This is a genomic window from Spirosoma lacussanchae (genome assembly GCF_005870035.1).
Lineage (GTDB): Bacteria > Bacteroidota > Bacteroidia > Cytophagales > Spirosomataceae > Spirosoma > Spirosoma lacussanchae.
On record NZ_SWJG01000010.1, the window covers coordinates 77,459 to 101,993 of the forward strand.

General features: G+C 58.0%; 16 protein-coding genes and 1 pseudogene. 10 read left to right on the plus strand and 7 right to left on the minus strand.

Annotated elements, in window-relative coordinates; genetic code table 11:
- Positions 1-76 precede the first annotated feature (76 nt).
- Complete coding sequence (locus FBR45_RS23465; RefSeq protein WP_138506908.1) at positions 77-1,087, plus strand: formylglycine-generating enzyme family protein; 1,011 nt, start codon at positions 77-79, stop codon at positions 1,085-1,087.
- Between the two features lie 79 nt (positions 1,088-1,166).
- Complete coding sequence (gene folK, locus FBR45_RS23470; protein ID WP_138506910.1) at positions 1,167-1,649, plus strand: 2-amino-4-hydroxy-6-hydroxymethyldihydropteridine diphosphokinase; 483 nt, start codon at positions 1,167-1,169, stop codon at positions 1,647-1,649.
- A 48-nt stretch (positions 1,650-1,697) separates the two neighbouring features.
- Here the strand turns inward: folK and FBR45_RS23475 are convergent, their stop codons facing one another.
- The 5 genes from FBR45_RS23475 to FBR45_RS23495 form a co-directional block, all read right to left on the minus strand.
- Positions 1,698-3,359, minus strand: a complete 1,662-nt coding sequence (locus FBR45_RS23475) for a glycerol-3-phosphate dehydrogenase/oxidase (protein ID WP_138506912.1) — start codon at positions 3,357-3,359, stop codon at positions 1,698-1,700.
- An 83-nt stretch (positions 3,360-3,442) separates the two neighbouring features.
- Positions 3,443-4,054 carry a hypothetical protein gene (locus FBR45_RS23480; protein ID WP_138506913.1) on the minus strand — a complete coding sequence of 204 codons (612 nt, stop codon included), beginning with the start codon at positions 4,052-4,054 and terminating at the stop codon, positions 3,443-3,445.
- Positions 4,055-4,150: 96 nt separating this feature from the next.
- Positions 4,151-4,891: a hypothetical protein gene (locus tag FBR45_RS23485; protein ID WP_138506915.1), complete on the minus strand. Its 741-nt coding sequence runs from the start codon at positions 4,889-4,891 to the stop codon at positions 4,151-4,153.
- 176 nt (positions 4,892-5,067) lie between these two features.
- Complete coding sequence (gene treF / locus FBR45_RS23490) at positions 5,068-6,588, minus strand: alpha,alpha-trehalase TreF (protein ID WP_138506917.1); 1,521 nt, start codon at positions 6,586-6,588, stop codon at positions 5,068-5,070.
- 117 nt (positions 6,589-6,705) lie between these two features.
- Positions 6,706-7,701 (minus strand): glycoside hydrolase family 43 protein, encoded by a 996-nt coding sequence (locus FBR45_RS23495; RefSeq protein ID WP_138506919.1) that lies wholly within the window; start codon positions 7,699-7,701, stop codon positions 6,706-6,708.
- A 149-nt stretch (positions 7,702-7,850) separates the two neighbouring features.
- On the opposite strand from FBR45_RS23495, the gene FBR45_RS23500 reads away from it, so the two are divergent.
- From FBR45_RS23500 to FBR45_RS23515, 4 genes are all read left to right on the plus strand, one after another.
- Positions 7,851-9,830 carry a M1 family metallopeptidase gene (locus FBR45_RS23500; RefSeq protein WP_138506921.1) on the plus strand — a complete coding sequence of 660 codons (1,980 nt, stop codon included), beginning with the start codon at positions 7,851-7,853 and terminating at the stop codon, positions 9,828-9,830.
- Between the two features lie 61 nt (positions 9,831-9,891).
- Positions 9,892-10,266, plus strand: coding sequence for a hypothetical protein (locus FBR45_RS23505; protein WP_138506923.1), 375 nt, complete (start codon positions 9,892-9,894; stop codon positions 10,264-10,266).
- Between the two features lies 1 nt (position 10,267).
- The gene (locus FBR45_RS23510; protein ID WP_138506925.1) at positions 10,268-10,756 is read left to right on the plus strand and encodes an NADH-quinone oxidoreductase subunit C; all 489 of its coding nucleotides are present in this window, start codon (positions 10,268-10,270) and stop codon (positions 10,754-10,756) included.
- A gap of 97 nt (positions 10,757-10,853) precedes the next feature.
- A complete protein-coding gene (locus tag FBR45_RS23515) occupies positions 10,854-12,503 on the plus strand; it encodes a hypothetical protein (protein WP_138506927.1) in 1,650 nt (549 codons plus the stop codon).
- A 373-nt stretch (positions 12,504-12,876) separates the two neighbouring features.
- Here the strand turns inward: FBR45_RS23515 and FBR45_RS23520 are convergent, their stop codons facing one another.
- Together FBR45_RS23520 and FBR45_RS23525 are read right to left on the minus strand one after the other, a co-directional pair.
- On the minus strand, positions 12,877-16,089 hold the full coding sequence (locus tag FBR45_RS23520) for a WD40/YVTN/BNR-like repeat-containing protein (protein WP_138506929.1): 3,213 nt from the start codon (positions 16,087-16,089) through the stop codon (positions 12,877-12,879).
- A 572-nt stretch (positions 16,090-16,661) separates the two neighbouring features.
- Positions 16,662-18,026, minus strand: a pseudogene (locus FBR45_RS23525) (M20/M25/M40 family metallo-hydrolase).
- A gap of 78 nt (positions 18,027-18,104) precedes the next feature.
- Here FBR45_RS23525 and FBR45_RS23530 point away from each other — a divergent pair.
- The 4 genes from FBR45_RS23530 to FBR45_RS23545 all read left to right on the plus strand — a co-directional run bounded on the left by FBR45_RS23530 (position 18,105) and on the right by FBR45_RS23545 (position 24,529).
- Positions 18,105-19,106 carry a hypothetical protein gene (locus tag FBR45_RS23530; protein ID WP_138506931.1) on the plus strand — a complete coding sequence of 334 codons (1,002 nt, stop codon included), beginning with the start codon at positions 18,105-18,107 and terminating at the stop codon, positions 19,104-19,106.
- Between the two features lie 80 nt (positions 19,107-19,186).
- On the plus strand, positions 19,187-20,407 hold the full coding sequence (locus FBR45_RS23535; protein ID WP_138506933.1) for a DUF5009 domain-containing protein: 1,221 nt from the start codon (positions 19,187-19,189) through the stop codon (positions 20,405-20,407).
- A gap of 171 nt (positions 20,408-20,578) precedes the next feature.
- Positions 20,579-21,181, plus strand: a complete 603-nt coding sequence (locus tag FBR45_RS23540) for a Crp/Fnr family transcriptional regulator (protein WP_138506935.1) — start codon at positions 20,579-20,581, stop codon at positions 21,179-21,181.
- A 117-nt stretch (positions 21,182-21,298) separates the two neighbouring features.
- On the plus strand, positions 21,299-24,529 hold the full coding sequence (locus FBR45_RS23545; RefSeq protein WP_138506937.1) for a TonB-dependent receptor: 3,231 nt from the start codon (positions 21,299-21,301) through the stop codon (positions 24,527-24,529).
- Positions 24,530-24,535 lie beyond the last annotated feature (6 nt).

Below are 24,535 nucleotides of genomic sequence, written 5' to 3' on the forward strand. Positions count from 1 at the left end.
GGTACAACAAAGGAAATCGTTCGTACTTTTACCGGTCAGTCAATGACGCCCGAAACCTCTACCTGCATAACCCGGAATGGACCTGAAACGTCTCCTTCACTCGGTTGCCCTGACCGCCATAACCGTGGCGACGGCCGCTGCCCAAACGCCAACCGCTTTTACGTCATACACCCAGATTATTACCGGTTCCAATCAGACCTATCCCATGGTTGCCATCCCCGGCGGCAAATTTATGATGGGTAGCCTGCCCGCCGAAAAAGGACACAAACCCGACGAAGCCCCCCGCCATAGCGTAACCATAGAGCCGTTCTGGATGGGCAAGTTTGAAGTTACCTGGGATATATATGACCTGTTTACGACCAAGAATATCGAGAAAGAAATGGCAACCCGTTACCCCGACGGGGCCGACCTCTCGAAGACCGACGCCACGACCCGGCCCAGCCCGTCGTACGTCGATATGTCCTTTGGTATGGGCCGGTCGGGTTACCCGGCCATCAACATGACCCAGTACGCGGCTATCAAGTTCTGCGCCTGGCTGTACGATAAAACGGGTGTTTTTTACCGACTGCCCACCGAAGCCGAGTGGGAATATGCGTGCCGCGGTACCGGACCCAATGCCAGCATGGCTTACTCGTTTGGCAACGATGTGAAGAAGCTGGGCGAGTATGCCGTATTCAATGGCAACAGCGAAGGGAGCTACAAGAAAATTGGCACGAAGAAACCCAATTCATTCGGCTTGCACGACATGCATGGCAACGTGATGGAGTGGACGCAGGATCAGTACATCGAGGACTATTACAAACAGAAGGCCACCGGCACGGTAAAAGAACCCTATGCCCCCACCACTACGCTCTACCCTAACTCGGTTCGGGGCGGCTCCTGGGACGACGACCCCACCGTTTTGCGCTCGGCCGCCCGCACCCCCTCGGCCCCGGCCTGGAAAGTGCTGGACCCCCAAAGCCCCAAGTCAGACTGGTGGCTAACGTCGGCCTCGTTCGTTGGTTTTCGGGTAGTGCGCCCCGCCAAAACGCCCAGTCCCGCCGAAATCCGGGCTTACTACGATATCAAACCCATCAAGGATTATTGAGTGATTGAGTGAATGGGTGATTGAGCGGGCTGACGCTCAATCACCCATTCACTCAATCACCCATTCACTCAATCACTCATTGACAACGTTTCTCCTTCTTGGCGCTAATCTGGGCGACCGGGTGCTTACGCTGCGCCGGGCAGCGGATCTCATTGCCCAACGAGTTGGTACGGTAACGCAATGGTCGCGCCTGTACGAAACGGCGCCCTGGGGCGTAACGGATCAGCCGTCGTTTTTGAATCAGGTACTGGTTGTAGATACGGCATTAGCGCCCGAAGCGGTACTTGACCAGACGCAGGCCATCGAGCATGAACTGGGGCGGGTGCGACTGAACAAGTGGGGGGCTCGCCTGATCGACATCGATCTACTCTATTACGACCAGCTGCGGCTACAAACCGACCGGCTAACGGTGCCGCATCCGTTTCTGCACGAACGGCGGTTTACGCTGGTGCCGCTGGTCGAGGTGGCGCCGGACTTTCAGCATCCGATATTAGCCAAGACCAGCCTGTCGTTGCTGGCTACCTGTACCGATACCAGCGAAGTGACGGTATATGAGGCATGAGGGCACCGCAACCCGTCCGACGATCAAGCAGACGCTGCGAACCGGTTTCTACATCTTCAGCAACTCGGCGGGGGGCACTGTACTAAGGCCGGCGTCGTGGCGGAACGAGGCCAGCAGCATCCGATATTCCGTAACCTGTCTGGCACAGTAGTCGTCGGTCCACTTCAGCTCGCGGGCCAGGATATCGGCAACGGGCTGGGCCAGCAAAGCGCTCAGCTGCCAGTCCGACAACTCAAGGCGCCAGCGCCGGGCCAGCACATCGCGAATTGTTATTGCCATTTCTTCCCGAACGTGATAGACCACTTCGGCCCGGATAAACGGCAAACGTTCGTGTACACGATCAGACAGGGTCGCATCCTGCAGGATGAGCTGAGTTACCCATTCGGCGCGATCGCCGTAGGTCTGCATCAGGTGCTGGCTTGTGTCATCGTCCAGCTGATACCGGCGTTGCAGGGACTTCCAGTCGTCAAAGCGGTACTTTTCTCCACCTACCAGATAATAGGTCTCGGTGCGGCCCGGCTTCGGCTGGTTCAGCTGCTCTCCTACGCGGTCGATGGCGTCCTGAGCCATGAGCCGGTAGGTTGTCCATTTTCCGCCTAGCAGGCTCAGCAGGCCCGAGGCCGGGTCATGTTCTACTTCGTGGTCGCGCAGCAGGGTTTTGGTATCGGCCCGGTTGCTGACGATTAGCGGCCGAATACCACCAAACCCGGCCTTGACCTCGGTAGCCGCGGGGGTTTTGGCCAGATAAGGCCGCAAGGTATCGAGCAGGTAGGTAACCTCGTCGGCTTCCAGAACCGGCTCCTGCTCCAGGTCCGTATAATCATTGTCGGTGGTGCCAACAAAAACGCTGTCGCCAAACGGAATAGCGAATACAACCCGACCGTCTGATGTTTTCGGGATCAGCATGGCGCAGTTGCTGTTCAGCGTTTCGCGGGGAAGCACGATATGGACTCCCTTACTGGGCCGGATGCGGGGTTCGAGCAGAGGGTTAGCCAGGAGCCGAACGGGGTCGGCGTAGGGGCCCGCGCAGTTCAGAAACACCCGGGCGCGGATCGAACCAGTTTCGCCGGTCAGCTGATCCTGGATCAGGGCCGTAGTTAGCTGTCCCTGGTCATCCCGTTCAAAGCCGGTCAGGGCCGTATAGTTCAGAACAATAGCACCGGCTTCATCGGCCGAGTGGGCCAGCGCCAGCGCGTAGCGGGCGTCGTTGAACTGACCATCATAATACAGCACAGCGCTGTGAAGTCCGGGTATCAGAGTAGGCATCTTTTCGAGCGCTTTGGCGCGGCTGAGCCACTCTCCCTTCGGGAACGAATCGTGCCGGGCAAACAGGCTGTAGAGTCGCAGGCCGATAGACATGTACAGGCCTTCGAATGCGCTGAATACCGGCGTAAGCAGGGCCAGCGGATGCGCCAGGTGAGGTGCGTTCCGTAAGACAGTACGACGTTCGGCCAGGCCGTGGCGCACCTGCCGAAGCTGAGCCAGATCGGCATTTTTAAACGCCTGTTCGAGATAGCGTACGCCCCCGTGAATCAACTTGGTGGAACGGGAAGAGGTTTCACTCGCAAAATCGCCCCGGTCAATCAGCACAACGCGGTAACCACGCAGGGCTGCATCGAGAGCCGCCCCAGCTCCGCTTGCTCCTGCACCAATTATACATACGTCAAACGATTCATGCCGTACCCGTTGCTGATTTCTTTGTCGATTCATACGCGAAGATAGGGAGATTTACCAGAGTAAACAGGCAGACCTGCCAACCAGCCCCGGCCTTAACAATTTAGTAAACAGCGAATTTACGAAGAGTAGCTCCGGCTACGGCCTCCGAAGAAGCCGCTGCGGCCACCCGACGGCCGAACTGTACGCGTTACGCGCGAGCTTCGGATGTTATCGCTGATTTGGGTAGACCGGTTATACAGTCCCGGATTGGCATAAACGCCGGCCCCGTACCGGTTTCGGTCGGCAGCATACTGCGGAGCGGTCGACCGACCCAGCATGTAGCCCAGGCTACCCCACAGGAGCACGTTGGCCAGTCCGTTATGATGCGTGTATCCGTTCGGATTGTTCAGGTAAGTGCGGGTCGACTGATCGGTTTCGACAAGTCGGCGCGCGGCTTCGACACTGAGCGTATCGCGGTGGCCATCGGCGTAGTTTACGATAGCTCCGGCCTGACCGGGTTCGGCGGGCACCTCATCGGTAATCTTGAAATTGCCCGGCGCCGTTTCGGTGATGTAGGTACGAACGCCTTTTCCGAACGAGGTTTCGGTCCGTTCGGGCTGGTCACTGCTTGAATTAGACCCGCAGCTTTGCAGTAATACGGACCCGTTCAGCAGCGCCAGACTAAGCGTTGTACTCAGTGTAATGTCTTTAACGCGCCGAAGAACGGCATGCCGACGAAGAGGTGTCATAGCAAAATTTGTGATAGTCAACTACTAAACTACCAGACACCCCGCAGGGTTGCAAGTTGTTCGGGATGAAGTGTCGACCGACCCAACAAACGGTTGTCAGAACGGACGGTAACAGTCGCCGAAAAGAATAACGATACCCGCCGTTGCGCTCACGACCCCCACCGTCCGGTCGCCGGTGAAGAATGAACTTTGAGCGCGGCCGGTGTTGGTCCAGGTAGTTGACGTAAGGCCGCTGAACGTGAAGCGCGACTGCGTATAGTCGCCGGCCAGCTGCAGCGAGATACTGCGCCCCAACCGATACTGAACGGCCAGCCCACCCCCCAGCGCCAGTGCGGTACTCTTCGACCCGCTCGTTTCAACGCTGGTTCCGGTTTCGGCAGCCGGCGCCATCAGGCTCGTAGTCGGCATGGTTGCCTGCGCCTGGCCAGCCATGAGCCGCGTATTGATGGAGAAGCGCCCGATCGGCAGGTGAACGTAAGGCCCCCCCATGAAGGTAGTGGTCGACCAGTTACCTGCATCGACGGTTCCGTTGCTGAACCCATCAATCAGCAGCGACTGCGCCTGTACGCCGTTTCGGTGTTGCTCGGCCCGAACCATCAGTCCTACCGGCCCAACGAGCCGAACCCCTCCCGACAGGCAGAACGCAACGCCCCGCCTGGCCATACCGGCCCCTTTGTCATCGGGGGAGTTGCTGGCAAATTGCCCTACTGGCAGGCTCCCTCCCGCCGAAACAGCAAAAAAACCCCGCTTGTCCTGATGCGACAGGATAAACGATTTCTGGCAAAACGAAACGGTCGTCATACCGGCCGCCAATACAGTTAGGATAATTTTTTTCATGACCTGTCCGTCTACTGTTACCTCTTTTGAGGAACCCTAAACAAATACAGTGCCATGATTAATGAGCGATTGAGTGAATCAGTGAATGAGTGATGAACAGAACCCAATCAAGACTTATTGAGCGATGAACAAAGGCCTACTCAGCAATTCACTCAATCACTCATTCACTAAGCCACTCAATCATTAATCTTCTCGTTCTTAAGCGCGAGGTAAACGCCGTTGGTCCAGCCAAAGCCGTCCTGGTTTGGGTATTCGCCCCCCCCCGTTGTTAGCGACGCGTCGACAACATTGTATTTTTCCATCATCTTACCGGTCGCTTTAAAAACTTTGTCGTTCAGGGCCAGCCATCGTTCACTCGCCGTGCGGGCGGTTTCGGCGAAGCCGTAGTTCAGTAGTCCTTGGTAAACGATCCATTGCAGGGGCGCCCAGCCGTTGGGCCAGTCCCATTGCTGACCGCTCTGATCGAGCGTGGTTACCCAGCCGCCAGCCTGCAAAAAATGATCGCGGAGCCGGTCGTGAACACGTTGCGCCTGCTGCGGAGTGGCCAGTTTGAAGAAAAGCGGAAAAGCAGCGGCCAGCGTTTCTGACGAAACCGGTTCGTTGGCGAGGGCATCGTAGTCATAGTAAAAGCCCGTGTGCTCGTTCCAGAACAGCGCCTGGATGTAATCCCGGCGCTGGGTGGCCCGCTGATCGAACAAACGGGCTTCGTCGGGCTGGCCTGCCTGCACATACGCATCGCGCAGGGTGGTTTCCAGATCGTAGAGCAGGCAGTTCAGATCGACCGGAATGAGATCGGCGGTGCGGGTGGTGACCAGCGCATTGCGATGCGAAAACCAGCGGCTGCTAAAATCCCAGCCCGACTCGCAGGCCGCCCGGATGTGCGTATAGAGCTTGTCGGGTTGGATACCGAGTTGTTCGGCATCGGGGAGTAGGGCGACCTCTTGCCGGTACGCTTCAGGACGGGGCGCGGGGGTATCGTCCCAATACCGGTTGAGCCAGCCGCCGTCGGGCATAGGAACCACCCGAAGCGTCAGAGCGCGGGGCTCGGTCTGGCATCCATCCATCCAGAAATCATGCTCTTTGCGGAGCTGCGGCAGGTAGGTTACCAGCACCTCAGGACCAGTCATATCGGCCAGCAGCCGAACCATCAGAGCGAAATAGGGCGGCTGTGACCGGCTCAGAAAATAAGATCGGTTGCCATTCGGAATGAACCCGAACAAATCGATCAGATGAGCGAAATTATCGAGCATGTCGCGGATCAGATCAGCCCGCCCCGACTTTTGCAGGCCCAGCATCGTGAAATACGTATCCCAGTAAAAGATTTCGCGGAAACGACCGCCCGGCACTACGTACGGACGCGGCAGCGGCACCCGCGAGCTGCCTGATACGGGCGCGTCGGCAGGGCGGGTCAGCCGGTCCCACAACTCGTTTATGTGTGCGATCGTCGTACCCGATGTGTCGCTCACGTAGTTACTGGCTACCGGTTCAGGTACCACAAAATGCTCGTGAACAAAGGCGTGCAGATCGAATCCCTCTTTATCCTTGTCAGCCTGGTACAGGGCCACCAACTCGGCCGGGCTCTGTTTGGGAACACAGTCGACAAAGGTTTTGGAATCAGAAAAAACACGGCCTAGTTGTACAGCGCGAAACAGTTCACCTAACAGCTTATCAGGCGATTGAAAAGAAGAGACATTCATACCCAATTCGTTGTAGTCAGTTAATCGTGCCGCAAAGGACGGTAAATCACCCACAATGACCATAGAACCAGCCGGACATTTGCAGGCAAACCGCCCCTGACAGGGTATCATCCGCAGCTACTGCCGCCACGTAATCGGAACCCCTTCGGCCACCGGCGTACCAAAATAGGGCGTACCGTCCGGTTGCCAGTGTACGGGTTGCAGCCGGGGCGACCGTTCGTTCTCACAGCCCAGCCCGGGTCGGGGGTTAGCATGATAAAGTAACCAGTCGCTTCCGTCGGCTGTTCGAAAAAAGCTGTTATGCCCCGGCGCATAGACCTGATTTTCGGCCGATGTTTGAAAAACCGGCCGGGGGTGTTTAACCCAGCAGCCGGGCGTCATCAGGTCGGTATCGGTCGGGGCAGTCAGCATACCCAGGCAGTACTGGTCGGTCCAGCAGCCACTGGCCGAATAGATCAGAAACAGGCGGTCGCCGTGCAGCAGCGGGGCGGGGCCTTCGTTGATAAATAGACGATTGCGGGGATTTTGCGGGTCCGGATCGTAGTTATGCCGCTCCCAGTCCAGCACGGGCTCCGACAGGATGACCCGTTCCCCATCGGCCGTCAGCGGGTCTTTCAGCCGACACAGGTAAATGTCCTGCCGGGTGTTGTCATCACCGGCCCAGCCCGACCAGGTAAAATAGAGCTGACCGTGGTAGGTGAAGGCGGTGCCGTCGATGGCCCATTTATCGTCGGGCAAACGCAGCTCGCCCGCCAGGTACCAGTGGTCGGAGAAAGGATCAGCCGTTTCGTTGACCAGCACGAACATGCGCTGCCGTTCATTGATGCCGCGTTCATCGTCGGCGCTGAAATAGATATACCAGACCCCGTTGATGAAGTGCAGCTCCGGCGACCAGATATTGCGGGAACAGGGACCGGTCGGGGGCGCCGTCCAGACGATCTTCTGTTCGGCCCCGGCGAGCTGCGTGAGGTCGGCCGTTTTCCAGATTGTCAGATTGGTTTTGATCGAATGCATGTAATAATAAAACCCGTCGTGACAGACAGCCCAGGGGTCGGGGCCGCTGGCCAGTAACGGGTTGCTGAAGGTGCGGGGCGCAGCCGGTGAGTGGGTCATAATCAGAAACAGACGCCTAAGCGCGGTCTGTATCTATGAAACTGGCCTCCCTCCGGTTGGTTGGCGGATTCGGGGCAGAAAGTCTTTATATTTGACTCAGCACCATTCCGAATGCGTATTCGGCAACCGGTTTGCCCGCCTGTTTATCCATGATCCGATCGTCTCTCGTGCTGTTTTTACTGGCCCTGGTTCTGACCAGCTACGCCCAGCGGCCGAAACCAATTTTTCCGGTTCCGCTGAGTCCGCGGCTCGCCAATTATCAGATCGACGTAACGCTGGACCCGACCCGTAAGACCCTGAACGGCCGCGAAACCCTCAGCTGGACAAACCCTTCCAACGACCTGATCCGGGAGCTGCGTTTCCATCTGTATCTGAACGCGTTCCGAAATGAGAAGAGCACCTTCATGCGCGAATCGGGTGGCCAGCTTCGGGGCGACCAGATAGATCGAAACGCGGCCGTTGATCCGTACGGCTCTATCGATATCACATCCATGAAAGTGCGCGGGGGCGAAACCCTGGCCTATCAGTTCATCCAGCCCGACGATGCAGCCGCCGGTACGCTCAACAAAGACGACCGAACCGTGATTCGGGTGCCGCTCAGCCAGCCCGTCGGACCCGGCCAGACTATCGTGCTCGATATAGCTTTCAATGCCAAACTCCCCAAGATTTTTGCCCGCACCGGATTCAGCCGCGATTACTTTCTGGTAGGCCAGTGGTTTCCGAAGATTGGCGTGTATGAACCCGCCGGCACCCGCTACGCCCAAACCGGCCAGTGGAACTGCCACCAGTTCCATGCGCACTCCGAGTTTTATGCCGATTATGGCGTATACGACGTGAACATTACCGCTCCGAAAGCGTACTGGGTCAGCGCCACGGGCCTGTATCAGTCCGAAAAAATACATAGTAACGGCACCAAAACCGTTCGCTACCATGCTGAAGATGTCGTCGATTTTGCCTGGACAGCCTCTCCGCATTTCAAGGTGATCGAGGATACCTGGAAGCGACCGTCGGGGGGCGCCGTGGCGCTCGAGCTCCTGATGCAGCCCGAGCACCTGAACCAGGCCCAGCGGCACCTCGACGCGGCCAAAGCGGCCCTCTCCTACTTCGACAAATACCTCGGCTCCTACCCGTTTCCGAACCTGACCATTGTTGACCCGCCCCTGCACGCCAGCGGCTCGGGCGGTATGGAGTACCCCACGTTTATTACGGCTGGTACTGTCTGGGGGCTGCCCGAGGGCATTCGCGCGCCCGAGATGGTAACGGTTCACGAGTTTGGGCATCAGTACTTTATGCAGCTGCTGGCCAGCAACGAGTTCGAAGAAGCCTGGCTCGACGAGGGGTTCAACCAGTATTACGAAGGCCGCATTATGGACGAAACCTACGGCCCCCGCAGCGCGCAGGTAGATCTGTTCGGCTTCCGGATGGGCGACCTCGAAAGTTCGCGCAGCAGCTACGTACATCAGGAAAACCCGGCCCTCGGCTCTTCGTTCGGCAACACATGGCAGCTCCCCGACGGGCAGTATGGCGTGCTGACCTATACCAAAACCGCCACCTGGCTCCGGACCCTCGAAGGGCTCGTTGGCCGACCCGTCATGGATGAGATCATGCGCACGTACTTCCTTCGCTGGCGGTTCAGACACCCCAATGCCCGCAGTTTTATCGACATCGTAAACGAGCTTGTACCGAAACGGCTTGGCAGCAAATACGGCCCCGATATGAACTGGTTCTTTGACCAGGTCCTCTACGGTGACAAGGTTATCGACTACGCGCTGGCGAGCATCAGAAACAGCCCGGCCTCTTCGCAGAAAGGCCGCAGTCGGCAGCAGCGCATCACGGTACAGCGCCATGGCGATGGTCAGATACCAGTAGACGTTCGTGTGCATCTCGACACGGGTAAAGAGGTGCTGCTGTTCTGGGACGGAAAAGCCCGCCAGCGTACCTTCACCCTCTACGAAGACGCCGACATAGTCTGGGCCGTGGTCGATCCGAAGCAGAAGCTCTATATGGATCTCAACCTGAACAACAACAGCCTCACGCTCGAACCCGCGTCGGCCCCGGCGGCCAAGTTTGCCGCTAAATTTCTGTTCTGGGTGCAGAACTGGATGCAGTGGCTGGCCTGGCTGGCGTAATGTAGCATCCCAGTCCAACGATCGGCGGTCGAAACGGGTCTTTCCAGAAACGAAACGGATCATGAAAAAAGCGCTTGTGTTCTTCCTGCTGATCGGTTTGGGGGCCTGTAGTGAATCGAGCCAGCTAACGGTCCAGCCCGACCCCTTGCTCGGTCCTGTTCAGGAAGCTGATGGAACCCTGTCTGACCAGGCGGCTGTTGACGGATGCGGCCTGTTGCTATCGATCAAACGAAACGCATCGACCACTGACCAGTATGCTGTCAGTGACTCATCGCTGGCGCTGGTTAAGCAATATCTTGTGTATTCGTACGCCGTCGCCAAGCTCAACGCCACCGTTCGTTTTCAGCAAACGGGGCGAAAAAAAGAGGTGTTGTGTGGCTTTGCCGGCTTCAAACCATTCGACGAGGTGCTTATTTTGTCGATCAAACCCCGCTAACGTGAATTTTACGGATATCGTCAGCCTGCTCCAGTCCCGTTTCGGCCCCGAAGCCGTTGTGGCCAATACCACCAACCCACAGCCATACCTCACCGTTCCGGTTGAGCAGCTGGTGACGGTCTGCCAGTTTCTGCGCGACGACGACCAGCTTTTCTTCGACCTGCTGGCCTGCGTTACGGCCATCGATAATGGCCCCGAATCCGGCACGATGGAGGTTATTTACAACCTGACGTCTATTCCGTTCGAGCATGATCTGATGCTGAAAGTCGTGGTATCGCGCACAACGCAGCCCATGCCCGCCGTACCCAGCCTGGCCCACCTCTGGCGCACCGCCGACTGGCACGAGCGCGAAGCCTTTGATCTGGTGGGCATCCGCTTTACCGATCACCCTGACCTGCGCCGGATTCTGCTCCCGGCCGACTGGGTTGGGCATCCGCTCCGGACCGACTATCGGGAAGCAGATCAGTACCACGGTATACAAACAAAGTAGGCCAATATCGGGTACAGTAGTTGAGCATCCGCGCGTTCCTTCGATATTCGTGATTCCGGAACCGATTATGCCGGAACCCCTATTTGTTCGTTGTTGTATGCGCACCGTCTGCCTGCTTGTTCTCTTCAGTTCATCACTCACCGTCGCGCAGCCCGCGCGAACGGCCGTCGACTCTGTCATTGTAACCGGGCGCGTCCGAAACCTATCGGCGCAGCTCTACCGCGAATCACCCACGGTACTGGTCAGCCGCAACAATATTTTGCAGGCCAGCCGCGAGCTGGTACGGCCGGCTCCGCTCAATGTTGACGGTACGTTTCGGGTGTCGTTGCCGCTGATCTACCCGCAGGAAGAACTGTATTTTACCTACGGCCGAATCTCTACTGCTTTCCTGGCCGCTCCCGGCACCCTCAGTATCGAACTCAATGCCGACTCGCTTTTTACGGCCGATGTTCCGTTCCGGTTTGGGGGCGTCAATGCGCAGGTGAACCAGCAGTTTGCCCGATTCAAAGCGTTTGAAGCCTCTTTTAGCGGGAAGCCTAACCCCGCCAAGCTCAGCGAGCAGGTGAGCGGCAAACAGGACGAAGCCGTATACCGCCAGGTAGCCACTGCGTTTCAGGCCCCGTTCCGGGCGTTCTCGGCCAGGGAGAAGCCGTTTCCGCTGCTGACCCGCTGGGTGGGCTGGAGCAACCGGTACAACACGGCCTCGTTCCTGTACGATAAGGCTGGCTACGAAGAAGCCACTCTGGCCAAGTCGCTGAACGACTCCCTGCGCCCCCCCGAAGATCAGCTGCTGACAGCCGCCCGGGCCACGGCCATGAACCGCTTCGGCACCTATGCTACCTCGCTCAGCACGGTCCGAACGACCAACGGGCTACCTGTCGATGCGCTGGCGTCGCTGCTGCTCCGGTACGGCCGGAACCTGACCCAAACCGAGCGGACCCGGCTCCAGAGCTACCAGACCACCAACAGCGCCAAAGCCTCGGACCTGCGCTTTTTTCAGGACCTGGTCAAGCGAAGCAGCGATACCATTCAGCGGCTGGCTACCTACGAAACCATGATTCGGCGCAGCAAGTCGCAGTTCGACAGCGCGTCGGTCAGCTACCTGACAGCATACTGGCTGGCCTATTCGCTTCCTACCCTCACGCTCGACTTTGCGAAGCTACTCTACGCCTACGCCCGCCCGCAGGTTACCGACCCCCAACTGGGCCAATCGCTCGATGAGCTATATGCACTGGAGGTAAAAGACAGCGTCCGTATCCGGGCAGCGGTACAGGCGTTCCGGAAAGCCGGGGATAAACTGGACGGTACGGAATTGTCGGCCGGGGTGTTCGTCACCAAAAACGATCTGCCGGCCGGTGGCGCGCTCTTCGATCGGCTTGTCGGCAGTAACCGGGGCAAGGTCGTGTACGTACTGATGACTACCGCCACCGAAGAAGCCGGGCAGCAGGCCGCCCTCGACGCCCAGCGGTTGCGAGCCAGATACCGCAGCCGCGACCTCGCCCTGGTGTACGTTCCGGCACCTGGCACCGACCCCAGCCTCTGGATCGAGTTTTCGACCAAATACAACCTCGCCGGCGACCACCTGTTGCTGACAGGCGAGCAACTGTCCGAGCTGATGGAACGGCTACGCCCCGATGATAGCCTGTCGGCAACGGTAATCAACCGCGTCGGTAAGATCGTGAAACGAAACGCTCCGTTGCCGGGTGCGTATGAGGAGGTCGGAAAAGTAATTGACAAGCAGCTGTAAACGTATTTATCCTGCCTTCCGGGCACCGTAGCCACTTTCGGCCGGACATTCCATGTCGTTCGGAACGTATGCCCATCGTGACGAAGCCCGACCAGAGTATGCGAGCCGGTCAGTTGCGTGTCGCCCCTGCCGGGGCTTTCCCAAGAAGGGACGAATCGCACTGCTATGGACATCTCACCCCGCTGGGGTTACGTTCACTAACCGACAACCACCCCGCCTGCCCGTCAGCTCCGGCGGGGTTATTATTCATAAACACGAGTCACCTGATCTAACAACCAGCCCCGGCGGGGCGATAGGTCTATAGACACGCTTTACTACAAATGTTCAGGCTTGGGGCAACTGTTATCGCTACTCTGCGGCCAGACACGCGGGTCTAGCCCGTTGGCCGGAGTTTGCGCTGGATAGCCGGTTTCAACGCATCCAGCTTCTTGAGCTGCTCGGCCAGGCTTTTCGACAGGGCGTTGTACTGCTCGCCCTGCTGCTGAGTCGGCTTCGAATCGTCGGACTCTACGAAACCGCCCAGCGCGGTAAGCTTGGTATTCAGCCGAACGGGGTGGTTGGTCAGATCCTGGGTGGCTTTCGCTTTGGACTGGTAGAGCTCGTCTTCGATCCGGAGCAGCTGGTCTTTGAGTTCTTTCACCGCCTGATCATTTGTCGACTGGTAGGCGCTGTCGAGTTGCTGCCGCATCTGCCGGATCGACAAGACCCCTTTCCGAAGTTCGTTGAGCCGCTCCCGAATCTTGATGAGCAGATCGAACTGCTGCCTGAACTCCTCCGGGGTTGTTTCGATACGGGGGTCTTTTACAATCTCAAAATCCTGCGTGTAGGTTTTGCCGTCGACCGTTAGCTGTACTTTATAGGTGCCCGGCATAGCCAGCGGCCCCCGCGCCCGACCGTGGGTAACCGAGTTAGGCAGTGCGATGGGATCGGGATAGCGCATGTCTTCCCAGACAAAGGCATTGCCGCCAGCCGAAGCCGGCAAACTGACTTCCCGCCGGGCGGGGGGTGCAGGCTGCCGCATTTCAGCCACCCCCGCCGAATCTTTGCGACCCGTTGCCGACGCTGATCGGGGCGCTGTAGCAACGGCCGCGCTGCTCCTGAACGACTTGATCACCTGCCCGCTGGCATCCAGAAAAGTCAGCGAAATTGGGGATTTAGGCGTCTCAGCCAGGTAATAAACCACACGAACGCCGTTGGGCGGATTTTTGCCCAGCTCCGTATCGCCATTCGGTACGGGCTTTATGGCCGGGTCCATACCAGCCTTGAACCGGACGGTTGGGCGGGGCTTGAACAGATGTACAGCCGACTTCCGCACCTCGTCAGTCAGCTGGTGTAGGGGCGTCAGGTCGTCCAGAATCCAGAACGACCGGCCGTGGGTGGCGGCTACCAGATCGTTATCCTGAATAGCCAGATCATGGATCGGAACCAGCGGCAGATTGAGCTGCATCGACTGCCAGCTGCCGCCATCGTTGAACGAGACATACATGCCCTTTTCGCCACCGGCGTAGAGCAGGCCCTTGCGCCGGGGATCTTCGCGGATCACCCGCATATAATCGTCGTCGGGAATGCCCTGCGTGATCTTGGTCCAGGTTTTTCCGTAATCGCTGGTCTTGTAGAGGTAAGGCCGGTAGTCGTCCTGTTTGTATTTGAGGGCGGCAACGTAGGCAGCTCCGGGACTGTGGGGCGACGCGTCGATGATGCTGATCCGGGCAAAGGCGGGCATGTCGCGGGGCGTGACGTTTTTCCAGCTTTTGCCATTGTCGAGCGACAGTTGCACGTAGCCATCGTCTGACCCCGTCCACAGTACCCCCGGCTTTACCGGCGACTCGGCCATGGCAAAAATGGTCCCGTACCACTCAACCCCGGTGTTATCGCGTTTGATGGGTCCCCAGTCCTTACCGATCGACTGGTCATCGAGCGTGGGGGTTTTCTCGAGCGTGGCCGGGTCGGAGCGCGACAGGTTGGGGCTGATTACCTGCCAGCTCGCCCCCTGATCGGTTGAGCGGTGTACGTACTGTGAGGTAGCGTAGAGCACTTTCGGGTTGTGGGGCGATACCATGACAGGGTAGGTCCACTGAAAGCGATAGGCCAAGTCGGCCGAGCCGTAGCCGTACATATCGTCCGGTATGACCGACACGTCTTTGAGCTGGTTGGTCTTCAGGTTGAGCCGGGTTAGCCAGTGGTGGTTAGCCGCAAAAATTACGGTCGGGTCGTTTTTGTCGAACGCGATATAACCCGATTCGCCCCCGCCCACATCGTAGTTCTGATCCGGGTAGATGGCGCCATAGTCGGACCGGCTGGGGATCGAAATGGTGGAGTTATCCTGCTGGGCACCGTAGATGCGGTACGGAAATTTGTTGTCCGTAATGACGTGGTACATCTGGGCCGTGGGCTGGTTGTAGATGGTCGACCAGGATTTGCCCCCGTCGTAGGTCAGGGTGCCGCCCCCGTCGTTGGCCTGTACCATCCGGTTGGTATCGGTCGGGTCGATCCAGAGCTGGTGGTTATCACCGTGGGGGGTATCGACGCGTTTGTAGGACTTACCGCCATCCGTCGACTTCCACATGTTGATGTTCAACACCCAGATCGTTTCGCTGTTTTTCGGGTCGGCCGTCAGGTGGTGGTAGTACCAGGGGCGCTGAAACAGATCGGCAAACTGGCTGACCAGCTGCCAGGTCGCGCCGGCATCGTCGGTTCGGTAAACGCCGGTCTGTTCGTTTTCAGCTTCGATAATCGCCCAGATTCGGTTCGGTTTCGAGGGCGACAGCGCCAGCCCGATGCGGCCCCGGTTCGTGCCGGTCGGCAAGCCGGTGTTGCGGGTAATGTCGGTCCAGGTCGTGCCGCCATCCGTCGACTTATGGATGCCGGCTCCCGGCCCCGCACTGCGAACACCCCACGGGAACCGCCGAAACTCGAAGGTCGACGCGTACAGGGTTTTCGGGTTGGTGGGATCGATGGTCAGGTCGATAGCGCCTACGTTGGGGTTTTTATACAGCACCTTTTTCCAGGTTTTACCGCCGTCCTGGGTGCGGAAAACGCCCCGTTCTTCGTTGGGTCCGAAGGCGTGACCGAGCGCGGCTACGTACACAATATCAGAATTGGTCGGATCGATCAGTACGGAGCCGATGTGCTGGGTATCGGTCAGGCCGACATGGGTCCAGGTTTTGCCCGCATCGGTCGACTTATACACGCCATCGCCGGGCGCCAGATTACCCCGCAGCGTATGTTCACCCATACCGACATAGATAATATTCGGATTCGACGGGGCTACCGCAATGGCTCCCACCGACCCCATCCGGAAAAAACCGTCTGATATATTCTGCCAGGTGATGCCGCCGTTCTCGGTTTTCCAGACGCCCCCGCCCGTTGTACCCATGTAAGCCACCAGCCGCTCGGTCGGATGCCCCGCCACCGCTACCGATCGACCACCCCGGAAGGGCCCAACCAGCCGCCATTGCATGGCTTTCATGACCGAAGCGGCCATAGTTGCAGACGCTGGCTGGTCAGTGACCGACTGAGCGGGCACCGGACGATGAACACTAACCAGCAAGAAAATGAGGATGTAAACCAGGAAAAGTCGACGCATAGGAATGGCAGAGAAAGTATAGCTGAGCGTATCGGTACGATGAAGGCGTTGCGTGGCAGGACCAGCCAGCGCGTGAAACCCTACCGGCCTACAATGCTACAAAAAGCAACTTTAACATTATTCTGCCATTCCATTTTTTTTCGAAACATATACAAAACTATAAACATTTATACAATACATTATATTGATCTTAGGCAGATCTTTGACTAGTCACAACCTCTCACCAGTCAGGAGATTGTTTCCTCTGAAAGAATTCTACAGTAGCGCCTTACGCGCCTGCTTTCCCACAGGAAGCCTGCCCCTTTTTTCGATAAAATCGCCTTCAGAACCGAGTCATTTCGTAATGTCTTTTCCCCGCAACTCAGCCGGTTAACACACCGCTCCTACCGGACGCTTTGTCGGCCGCCAGGGGCGGGGTATCAGAATCGGCCCAGGCGAAAACGACTGACAAACCGTTGCCGTGTCGCCGATATAAGGCTTAACCCCGGAAGCGGCTGTTTTTCTGGCAACAAAAAACCCTGAAACATTTACAACAAGCCGTTTCAGGGGGTAGGTTAAGCAGGGTACTCCTGTTACAGACCGTAGGTATCGAGCAGGTACACAAGAGCCGCCATAGAAGCAGCGCCCAGCTCCAGCTCCCGCTTACTGACGGTTTCGAAGGTATCGACCGACGCGTGGTGATAATCGAAGTAGCGCTGTGAATCGGGTTTGAAGCCAAACAGTACCGTACCGAGCTGAGCCAGCGGGCCAATATCGGCACCACCGCTACCAGGGCCAATCTCGGCCAGGCCGTACGGAGCCAACAGCGGCTTCCAGGGGTCTACTTTGGCTCGCTGGGCGGGCGTACCGACAATACCGAACCCGCGCGGGGTGAAGCCGCCATTGTCCGATTCGACGGCCGCTATATGCTTTTCGTTGTTCTGCTTCGCCAGATCGGCGTACTTGACACCGCCCCGCAACCCGTTCTCTTCGTTCATGAACATGACCGCCCGAATGGTCCGCTTCGGTTTGTAGCCCAGCGCTTTCATCACCCGCAGCACTTCAATGGCCTGTACGCAGCCCGAACCGTCGTCATGCGCCCCTTCGGCCAGGTCCCAGGAGTCGAGGTGGCCGCCCACAACAATGATTTCGTCGGGTTTCTCGCTGCCGCGCAGCTCGCCCACCACGTTATAGGATTTGGCATCGGGCAGCGACTCGCAGTTCTGTTTGAAGTAGAACGTCAGGCCCGGGTTTTCTTTGAGCGATTTACTGAGCAGATCGGCCCCGTTGGTGCTGATGGCCGCCGTCGGAATGAGGGGAACACCGGTTGCGTAGCGCATACCACCCGTATGAGGGCTATCATCGGCGTTGCTGGCCATCGACCGGACAATAGCGCCTACCGCACCCAGTTTGGCCGCTTCGGTAGCCCCGTTGGCGCGCTGCTCAACCGCCCCGCTGTAGGCTTCGAACGTGTTGATTTTGGTCGGGTCCATGGGCCGGTTGAAAAACACGATCTTGCCTTTGACCTTTTCGGCGCCAAGTGCTCGCAGTTCGGGGAAGCTTTTGACCTCAACAACCCCCGCTTCGACTCCCTTGGGGCTGGTAGCGACCGAGCCTCCCAGCGCGGCAATGGGAACCGTTGTTTTCTTCGACCCGATGCGGAAGTAGGCTTCTTCTTTGGCGCCCCGTACCCAGTGCGGTACCATCACCTCCTGCAAAAAGACCCGATCAAACCCCTGCTGCTCCATCAGCTGTTTAGTCCAGTCGACGGCTTTCTGGGCGCCGGTCGAGCCACTCAGGCGGGGGCCAATCTGTTTGGTCAGGTGCCGCAGCCATTCGTAGGCTTTGCCGTGCGCCAGGGTTTCGTTGTAAATAGATCGGATGGCAGCCGAGTCGGCGTTTTGCGCCTAGGCAGCAGCCACAACGAGACTGAAGAGAAGCGTAATTGTTTTTTTCATAGCAGGTCGATTCTGGGAGTAAGGGAGCAATATACGCAAATCGGTACTTTTGTATGGTTCATCACGCATGGCTGGTTTATGGCGCAGGCTCCTTCATCTCAACTTATTCGGATTGCCCGCCCCGGCACCGACAACTCCAGCCACTCCAAAGCGCAGCGGGAGTTTAACCGACTCACCGAGGCCATCAGCACCCTCGAAGCAGAGATTGCCACCTTCCGCACGGCAGCTCATACGCTGCAGCAACGCCTGCGGGCCGAGTACCTGCCGCTGCTGCATAGCTACAACCAGCAGCGGGCCGAGCTGGTCCGGCTGTTTGACCGGGCCTGCGACCGCCCCGAAACCACCCGATCGGAACGGCGTAAATTGATTGACCAGATCGTAACCCTGGCCGATGAACTCGTGAACGAACATGGCCTGGACGAACTTCGCCCCCTGCTCGACAAATACGACGCGGGCTATACGAGCGCCGGTGATAATGATCCAATAGAATCAGAGCCAACCCAGCCAGCCGAAGAGCCGTCTGCTGGCCCACCGCCCGGCAACCCAGCGAACCAGAAAACGAAGTCGGCCAAGAAGCAGGCCCGCGACGCCAAACGCCAGCTCGACGAACGAAACAGCACCAAAGCCGTTCGGACCCTGTATATGGATCTGGTAAAAACGTTTCACCCCGACCGCGAACCCGACGAAGCAGAGAAAGAACGCAAGACCGCTATCATGCAGCGGGTAACGGAAGCCTACGAAAAAAGCGACCTTATGGGCCTGCTCCGACTCCAGCTGGAGTTCAACCGCATCGATCAGCAGCAGCTCGACACGCTGGTCGATGAGCAGCTTCGGTACTATAACCGTATTCTGAAACAACAGGCCGACGAGCTGAACGACGAACTGGCCCGGATCAGGAGCCAGCTGGCGTCTATCTTCGGCAAACCGGCCGTCCTGCTCAACTCAACGCTGAATCTGGAATACAGCCTCGCCAGCGACATTCGCGCCTTGAAACGGGCCCTCAAAACCGTAAAGAGCGATCTGAAAGCCCTGCGCGACCCGGCCGTCCTCAGCCTCTGGCTCAACGCCTACCAGCGGTAGCCGCAGCATCGCCATAGCCCAAACAGTATACCCTGGGGCGTATTGCACTTATACAGATGACTAAGCCGTCGACACGCCACATGACCCAGCCAGAAACAAGTCACCTGCCCCTAACAACCGTCTCTGACGCACCGATACGGGTTACGGCCATCGACCTGCTGAGGGCCGTAACCATGGTGCTAATGATTTTCGTCAACGATCTGTGGTCGCTGACGGCTATTCCGGCCTGGCTCGAACACGTACCCCAGGGCGTTGACGGCATTGGTCTGGCCGATACCGTTTTTCCGGCCTTTCTGTTCATTGTCGGTATGTCGCTGCCGTATGCCGTCAACGCCCGGCGTAAGAAAGGCAGTAGCGACAGGGCGCTGGTTGGTCACGTGATCAGCCGGTCGGTGGCGCTGCTGGTTATGGGCGTCTTTCTGGTCAACGGCGAGTCGATCAACGAAGCCGCCACGGGATTGCAGCGGGTGATCTGGAATACGCTGTCGTGTCTGTCATTTATCCTGATCTGGAACGCCTATCCCAAAACCTGGCCAACCTGGGCAGCACGTCTTGGTAAAGCAACCGGTATCGTTTGCCTGCTGGTGCTGGCCTTCGTGTACCGGGGTGGTGACGCGGAGCTGAGCCGGTTCGCAACCCACTGGTGGGGCATTCTGGGACTCATCGGCTGGTCGTATCTGGCTGCGGCACTAGTCACGGTTTTCGCCCACAATCGGCTGTCCGTTCTGATACTAGCCTGGGTCGGTTTCGCGCTGCTGAGTATGGCCGACCAGGCGGGTCTGCTGCCCGACCTGGTCCGCACCATTCCCAGCGCTATCAGCGGAGGCACGCTGGTTGGCCTTACCATGGGGGGCGTAGTAGCCGCAACGCTTTTCCAGCGGTATCATAGCCAGGCCAACATCAACCGGATGACGCTGGTCTTTCTGCTGATCTCGGCGGGGCTCATCGCCCTCTCAGTATATACCCGGCCTTTCTGGGGGCTGAGCAAGCTGGGCGCTACGCCTGCCTGGCTGTTTCTGTGCAGTGCGTTTACGCTGCTGGCCTTTACGGCGATCTACTGGCTGGCCGATGTGGGCCGGAAAGTCCATTGGTTCACCCTGATCAAACCCGCCGGCACCGACACCTTACTTTGCTATCTCCTGCCCTACTTTGCCTACGCCTTTACGACGGTACTGGCTATTCATCTGCCAGACTGGCTGCTAATCGGGGGCGTCGGCTTGCTCAAATCTCTGCTGTTTGCCCTCCTCTGCGCCTGGGCAACAGGCCGGTTGAACAAGGCGGGCATACGGCTGAAGCTGTAGTAATCCGGCCTGAACTTTTGTTTTGACCTAACCAGCCGATCGATCAGACAAAACAGCTGTGTTATCATATCATTAACCCGTCTGTTCAGGCTGTCTTTGTTCGTAGTTTAGTTGCTTCATCACCGCCCGAGCAGCCTGGTTGCGTTCTGGCGGGAGCAACGAACAGTTTCTATGGACGGCTCAACTGTACAGCAATACCTACTCAGTCAGACCCATGCGTTTAACCAGGTACGCATCCAGACCTTTGACAAGGGGGCGTTCATCTACCAGCCCGGTGATGCGCAAACTCATATTCACCTGATCGACAAGGGCGTCGTGAAAATTGGCAGCTACTCGACCGAGGGCGAGCGGGTTACCTACGATGTGCTCCAGCCCGGCGAGTTTTTCGGCGACCTGAACTACCTCGGCAATGGCATCGAGTTTTTCGAGTTTGCCAAGGCCCTGACCCGGCTGGTGGTCGTATCGATCGATACGGTTTATTTCAGGCACCTGATTATCCATGACTCCTTCATGTCGGACTGGTTCAACGCCAGCGTGGTTCGGCGGTGGTGGAAAGCCGAAACCCGGCTGCTTCACATGACCCGTGGCGATATTGAAACCCGCCTAGTCAACCTCCGCCGAGAATACAACAAACCCGTGGCCTACGGCGAACCGAAAAACCTGGACGTTTTCAGCCTGTTATCGCTCCAGGACCTGGCCGACCTCACCGGCACGACCCGCCAGACCATGTCGAGAAAGCTGAAAGAGTCGGCCGAACCAGTGGCGGTTTGTTAACATTTCTGTTCGTGTATGAAGCCAGTGTAAACAGTTGAAAAGGCGTTAACTTTTAACATACCCCTCCTGACGGGCTGCCTCACTTTTGCGAGTCAGTACTAACCAGCTACGCTCGTCATGAGGAAACATGTAACGTATTTTTTAAGCTTTGTTCTATGTAGTCTACTAGCGTGCCTTACCAGCGCGACCTACGGACAAACAACCGATGCCAGCATTATTGGCTTGATCAAAGCGGCCGACGGGCAACCCCTGCCCGGCGCCACCATTACCGCCCGCAACGAATCGACCGGGTTTAAGACCAGCACCGTATCGAACGTAGACGGTCGGTTCATTATCCGGCAAACACCCCTCGGCGGTCCCTACACCCTTACCGTTTCGTACGTCGGCTTCGCTAACCAGTCCCGCACCGGCTACCGCATCAACCAGGGCGACCAGCTCACGGTCAACTTCGACCTGACCGAAAACGCCAGCGAGCTTCAGGAAATCCGCGTTACCGAAAATGCCCTCAAAAACCGCGTCGACCGGCTCGGGGCCACCACCGCCATTACGGCCGATAATATTGCCAAGCTGCCCGTTAACAACCGGAGTTTTACCAACCTGCTGGCTCTGTCGCCCCTGAGTAACGGCGGTAGTGTAGGTGGCCAGCTCCCATCATCGACCAACTACCTCATCGACGGGGCCAGCGCCCGCAACAACCTCACCAGCGGGGCGCTCGGCAGCGGACCGTACTCGCTCTCGCTCGAAGCCATTCGCGAGTTCGAGATCAGCACCAACGACTACGACGTCACCAAAGGACGCCAGGGCGGTGGCTCGGTAAGCGTGGTAACGAAGTCGGGAACGAACACCGTTACGGGTACCGCCTTCACGTATTACAACGCCGACGGCCTCTCGAGCCCGCGCGACATTCGGGGTAACGTGCGCACGGTCGATTTTTCGCGCTTCCAGTACGGCTTCAGCCTCGGCGGGCCGATTATTAAAGATAAGCTGCACTATTTTGTGGCGCTGGACCGGCAAACCGAGTCGGCCCCGTTCTACATAGCCGACATCCGGACCGACGCAGACGCCAATGCGCTCGGCATCAGCAAGGCCGTTCTGGACAGCGTCATTACGATTGGGCGCGAGAAATACGGGCTCAGCAACAGCCAGCAGGTGGGCGAGTTTAACCGGCAAACGGTAGCCAATACGCTGTTTACCCGGCTCGACTGGCAGATCAACCCGAAGAACGTGCTGACGATCCGCAACAACTTCAGCAACTGGAATAACCCCAACAGCAACAACGACAACTCGGCCATCAACCTGTTTGAGGTATACGGCAGCTTCAAATCACTGGAAAACAGTACCCTTGTCTCGCTCCGCTCGACCCTGAAACCGACGCTGATCAACGAACTGAAAGTACAATACCAGCACGCCACCCGGAACTACGAAGCCAACAGCCTGCTGCCATCGGCCAACATTCCGCGGGCCATCGTGACGGTACGGTCGCTGCTGCCCAATAACCGCACAGCCACAACCTCGGTCCAGCTCGGCGGGCAGCGGTTTACCCCGGAGCGGAACATGGAAAACCAGATTCAGCTGGCCAACACCCTCTACTGGAACAAAGGCCGGTACAACTTCGCCTTCGGGACCGACAATACGCTGACGTATCTGGACACCTACATCTCGAACGAGCAGAATGGGCGGTTCATTTTCAACAGCCTGAGCGAGTTCAACAACCTGAACCCCTCCCGCTACGCCCGCGAAGTACCTATCAACGGCATTCCGTCGGTACAGCAGTACGTGCTGAATGCGTCGCTGTTCGGGCAGGTGCAGTTCAACCCCCACCCTGACGTAGCCGTACAGGCGGGTATGCGCTGGGACATGACCAGCTACCTGACCAAGGGCGATTACAACCCGGTTGTTGAGCGGGAGCTGGGCCTGCGCACCGACGCCAACCCGACCGACTGGAATAATATTCAGCCGCGGTTTCAGCTGACCTGGAACCCGGGCAACAAGAACCGGGACATTGTCCGGATTGGCGGTGGCGCTTTCTCGGCCTATGTGATCAACTATGCCCAGGTTAACAATATTCAGAACTCCGGCACCAAAGTAGCGGCCATCGACGTAACGCGGCCAGCCAGTCCAAACGTACCTAACCCCGTTCCGCGCCCGGACTTTGTCTCGTATCGGCGGGACCCCAACACCGCGCCGGGCGTACCGGCGGGCGCCAGCATCGTTTCGACTATTAACCTCAACGACCCCAACTTTCAGGTGCCGACGATCTACAAGGCCAACATCTCGTACAGCCGTTTTCTGGGAGATAACGTCCGCTTAGGCGCTAACTTCCTCTATACGCGGACGGTCAATAACTACGTCTATATCGACCAGAACCTGATCGACCAGCCCGCCTTTACCCTGAGCAACGAAGCCAACCGGGCGGTGTTCGTACCGGCCAGCAGCATTGCGCCCAACAGCGGCCAGACCAACAACGTGCTGGGCCGTAAGACGCAGGCCGTGGGTCGTACGCTGATGCTCACCAACGGAGCTAAACTCCAGACGCTCTCGCTGGTACTCGACGGCGAAGTCCGGCTACCGCGCAATGGGTCGCTGGCATTCAGCTACACCTGGAACGATGCCCGCGACAACACCTCCTACAACGGCAACGTAGCCAATACATCGACCTTCCGGCCAGTCAAGAGCGACCCACGCAGCCTGGACGAGATCAACTACTCCGACAACCAGTTCCGGCACAAACTCGTGGCCTACGGTTCTACCCCATCGGTAGCCGGTCTGGTACTCAGCGTTCGGTTCACGGGTCTGGGTGGCACGCGCTACTCGCTGCTGGTCGACGGCGATATTAACGGCGACTTCGTAGGCGGACCCGGCAACGACAACGATCTGGCCTTTGTCTTCAACCCAAACAGTCCGGAAGTGGCCCAAGCCGTTCGGACGTCCATGCAGCGCGTCCTCGACAACCCCGACAACCGGGCCGCCGACTACATCCGCAGCAGCCTTGGCACCATTGCTGATCGAAACGGGGGCGAAAACCCATTCTCGGGCACGTTTGATGTACGGCTCTCGAAGGTGTTCAAAACCTTTAAGACCCAGAAACTGGAGCTATCGGTCGATGTGTTCAACTTCGCCAATTTCCTGGGGCAAACGCTGGATGGTGTGACGACCAAAGGCGCCGAAGCCACATCGGCCCGCAACTGGGGTGGTAATTTCAACCTCAATAACCAGACGCTGCTGGTCCCAACGGGTTTCAACCCCGCCACCCGCCAGTACGTTTACCGGGTCAACGAAAACGTAGGTACAACGCAGAAGAACGGAACGCCCTACTCGGTGCAGCTCGGCGCCCGGTATTCGTTCTAAGCTGGC

Coding starts and splice junctions, on each gene's coding strand:
- FBR45_RS23485 (WP_138506915.1), bottom strand. CDS start 4,891: ATGAAAAAAATTATCCTAACTGTATTGGCGGCCGGTATGACGACCGTT.
- FBR45_RS23480 (WP_138506913.1), bottom strand. CDS start 4,054: ATGACACCTCTTCGTCGGCATGCCGTTCTTCGGCGCGTTAAAGACATT.
- FBR45_RS23540 (WP_138506935.1), top strand. CDS start 20,579: ATGGACGGCTCAACTGTACAGCAATACCTACTCAGTCAGACCCATGCG.
- FBR45_RS23500 (WP_138506921.1), top strand. CDS start 7,851: ATGATCCGATCGTCTCTCGTGCTGTTTTTACTGGCCCTGGTTCTGACC.
- FBR45_RS23465 (WP_138506908.1), top strand. CDS start 77: ATGGACCTGAAACGTCTCCTTCACTCGGTTGCCCTGACCGCCATAACC.
- FBR45_RS23535 (WP_138506933.1), top strand. CDS start 19,187: ATGACCCAGCCAGAAACAAGTCACCTGCCCCTAACAACCGTCTCTGAC.
- FBR45_RS23515 (WP_138506927.1), top strand. CDS start 10,854: ATGCGCACCGTCTGCCTGCTTGTTCTCTTCAGTTCATCACTCACCGTC.
- treF (WP_138506917.1), bottom strand. CDS start 6,588: ATGAATGTCTCTTCTTTTCAATCGCCTGATAAGCTGTTAGGTGAACTG.
- FBR45_RS23520 (WP_138506929.1), bottom strand. CDS start 16,089: ATGCGTCGACTTTTCCTGGTTTACATCCTCATTTTCTTGCTGGTTAGT.
- FBR45_RS23475 (WP_138506912.1), bottom strand. CDS start 3,359: ATGAATCGACAAAGAAATCAGCAACGGGTACGGCATGAATCGTTTGAC.
- FBR45_RS23505 (WP_138506923.1), top strand. CDS start 9,892: ATGAAAAAAGCGCTTGTGTTCTTCCTGCTGATCGGTTTGGGGGCCTGT.
- FBR45_RS23530 (WP_138506931.1), top strand. CDS start 18,105: ATGGCGCAGGCTCCTTCATCTCAACTTATTCGGATTGCCCGCCCCGGC.
- FBR45_RS23495 (WP_138506919.1), bottom strand. CDS start 7,701: ATGACCCACTCACCGGCTGCGCCCCGCACCTTCAGCAACCCGTTACTG.
- FBR45_RS23545 (WP_138506937.1), top strand. CDS start 21,299: ATGAGGAAACATGTAACGTATTTTTTAAGCTTTGTTCTATGTAGTCTA.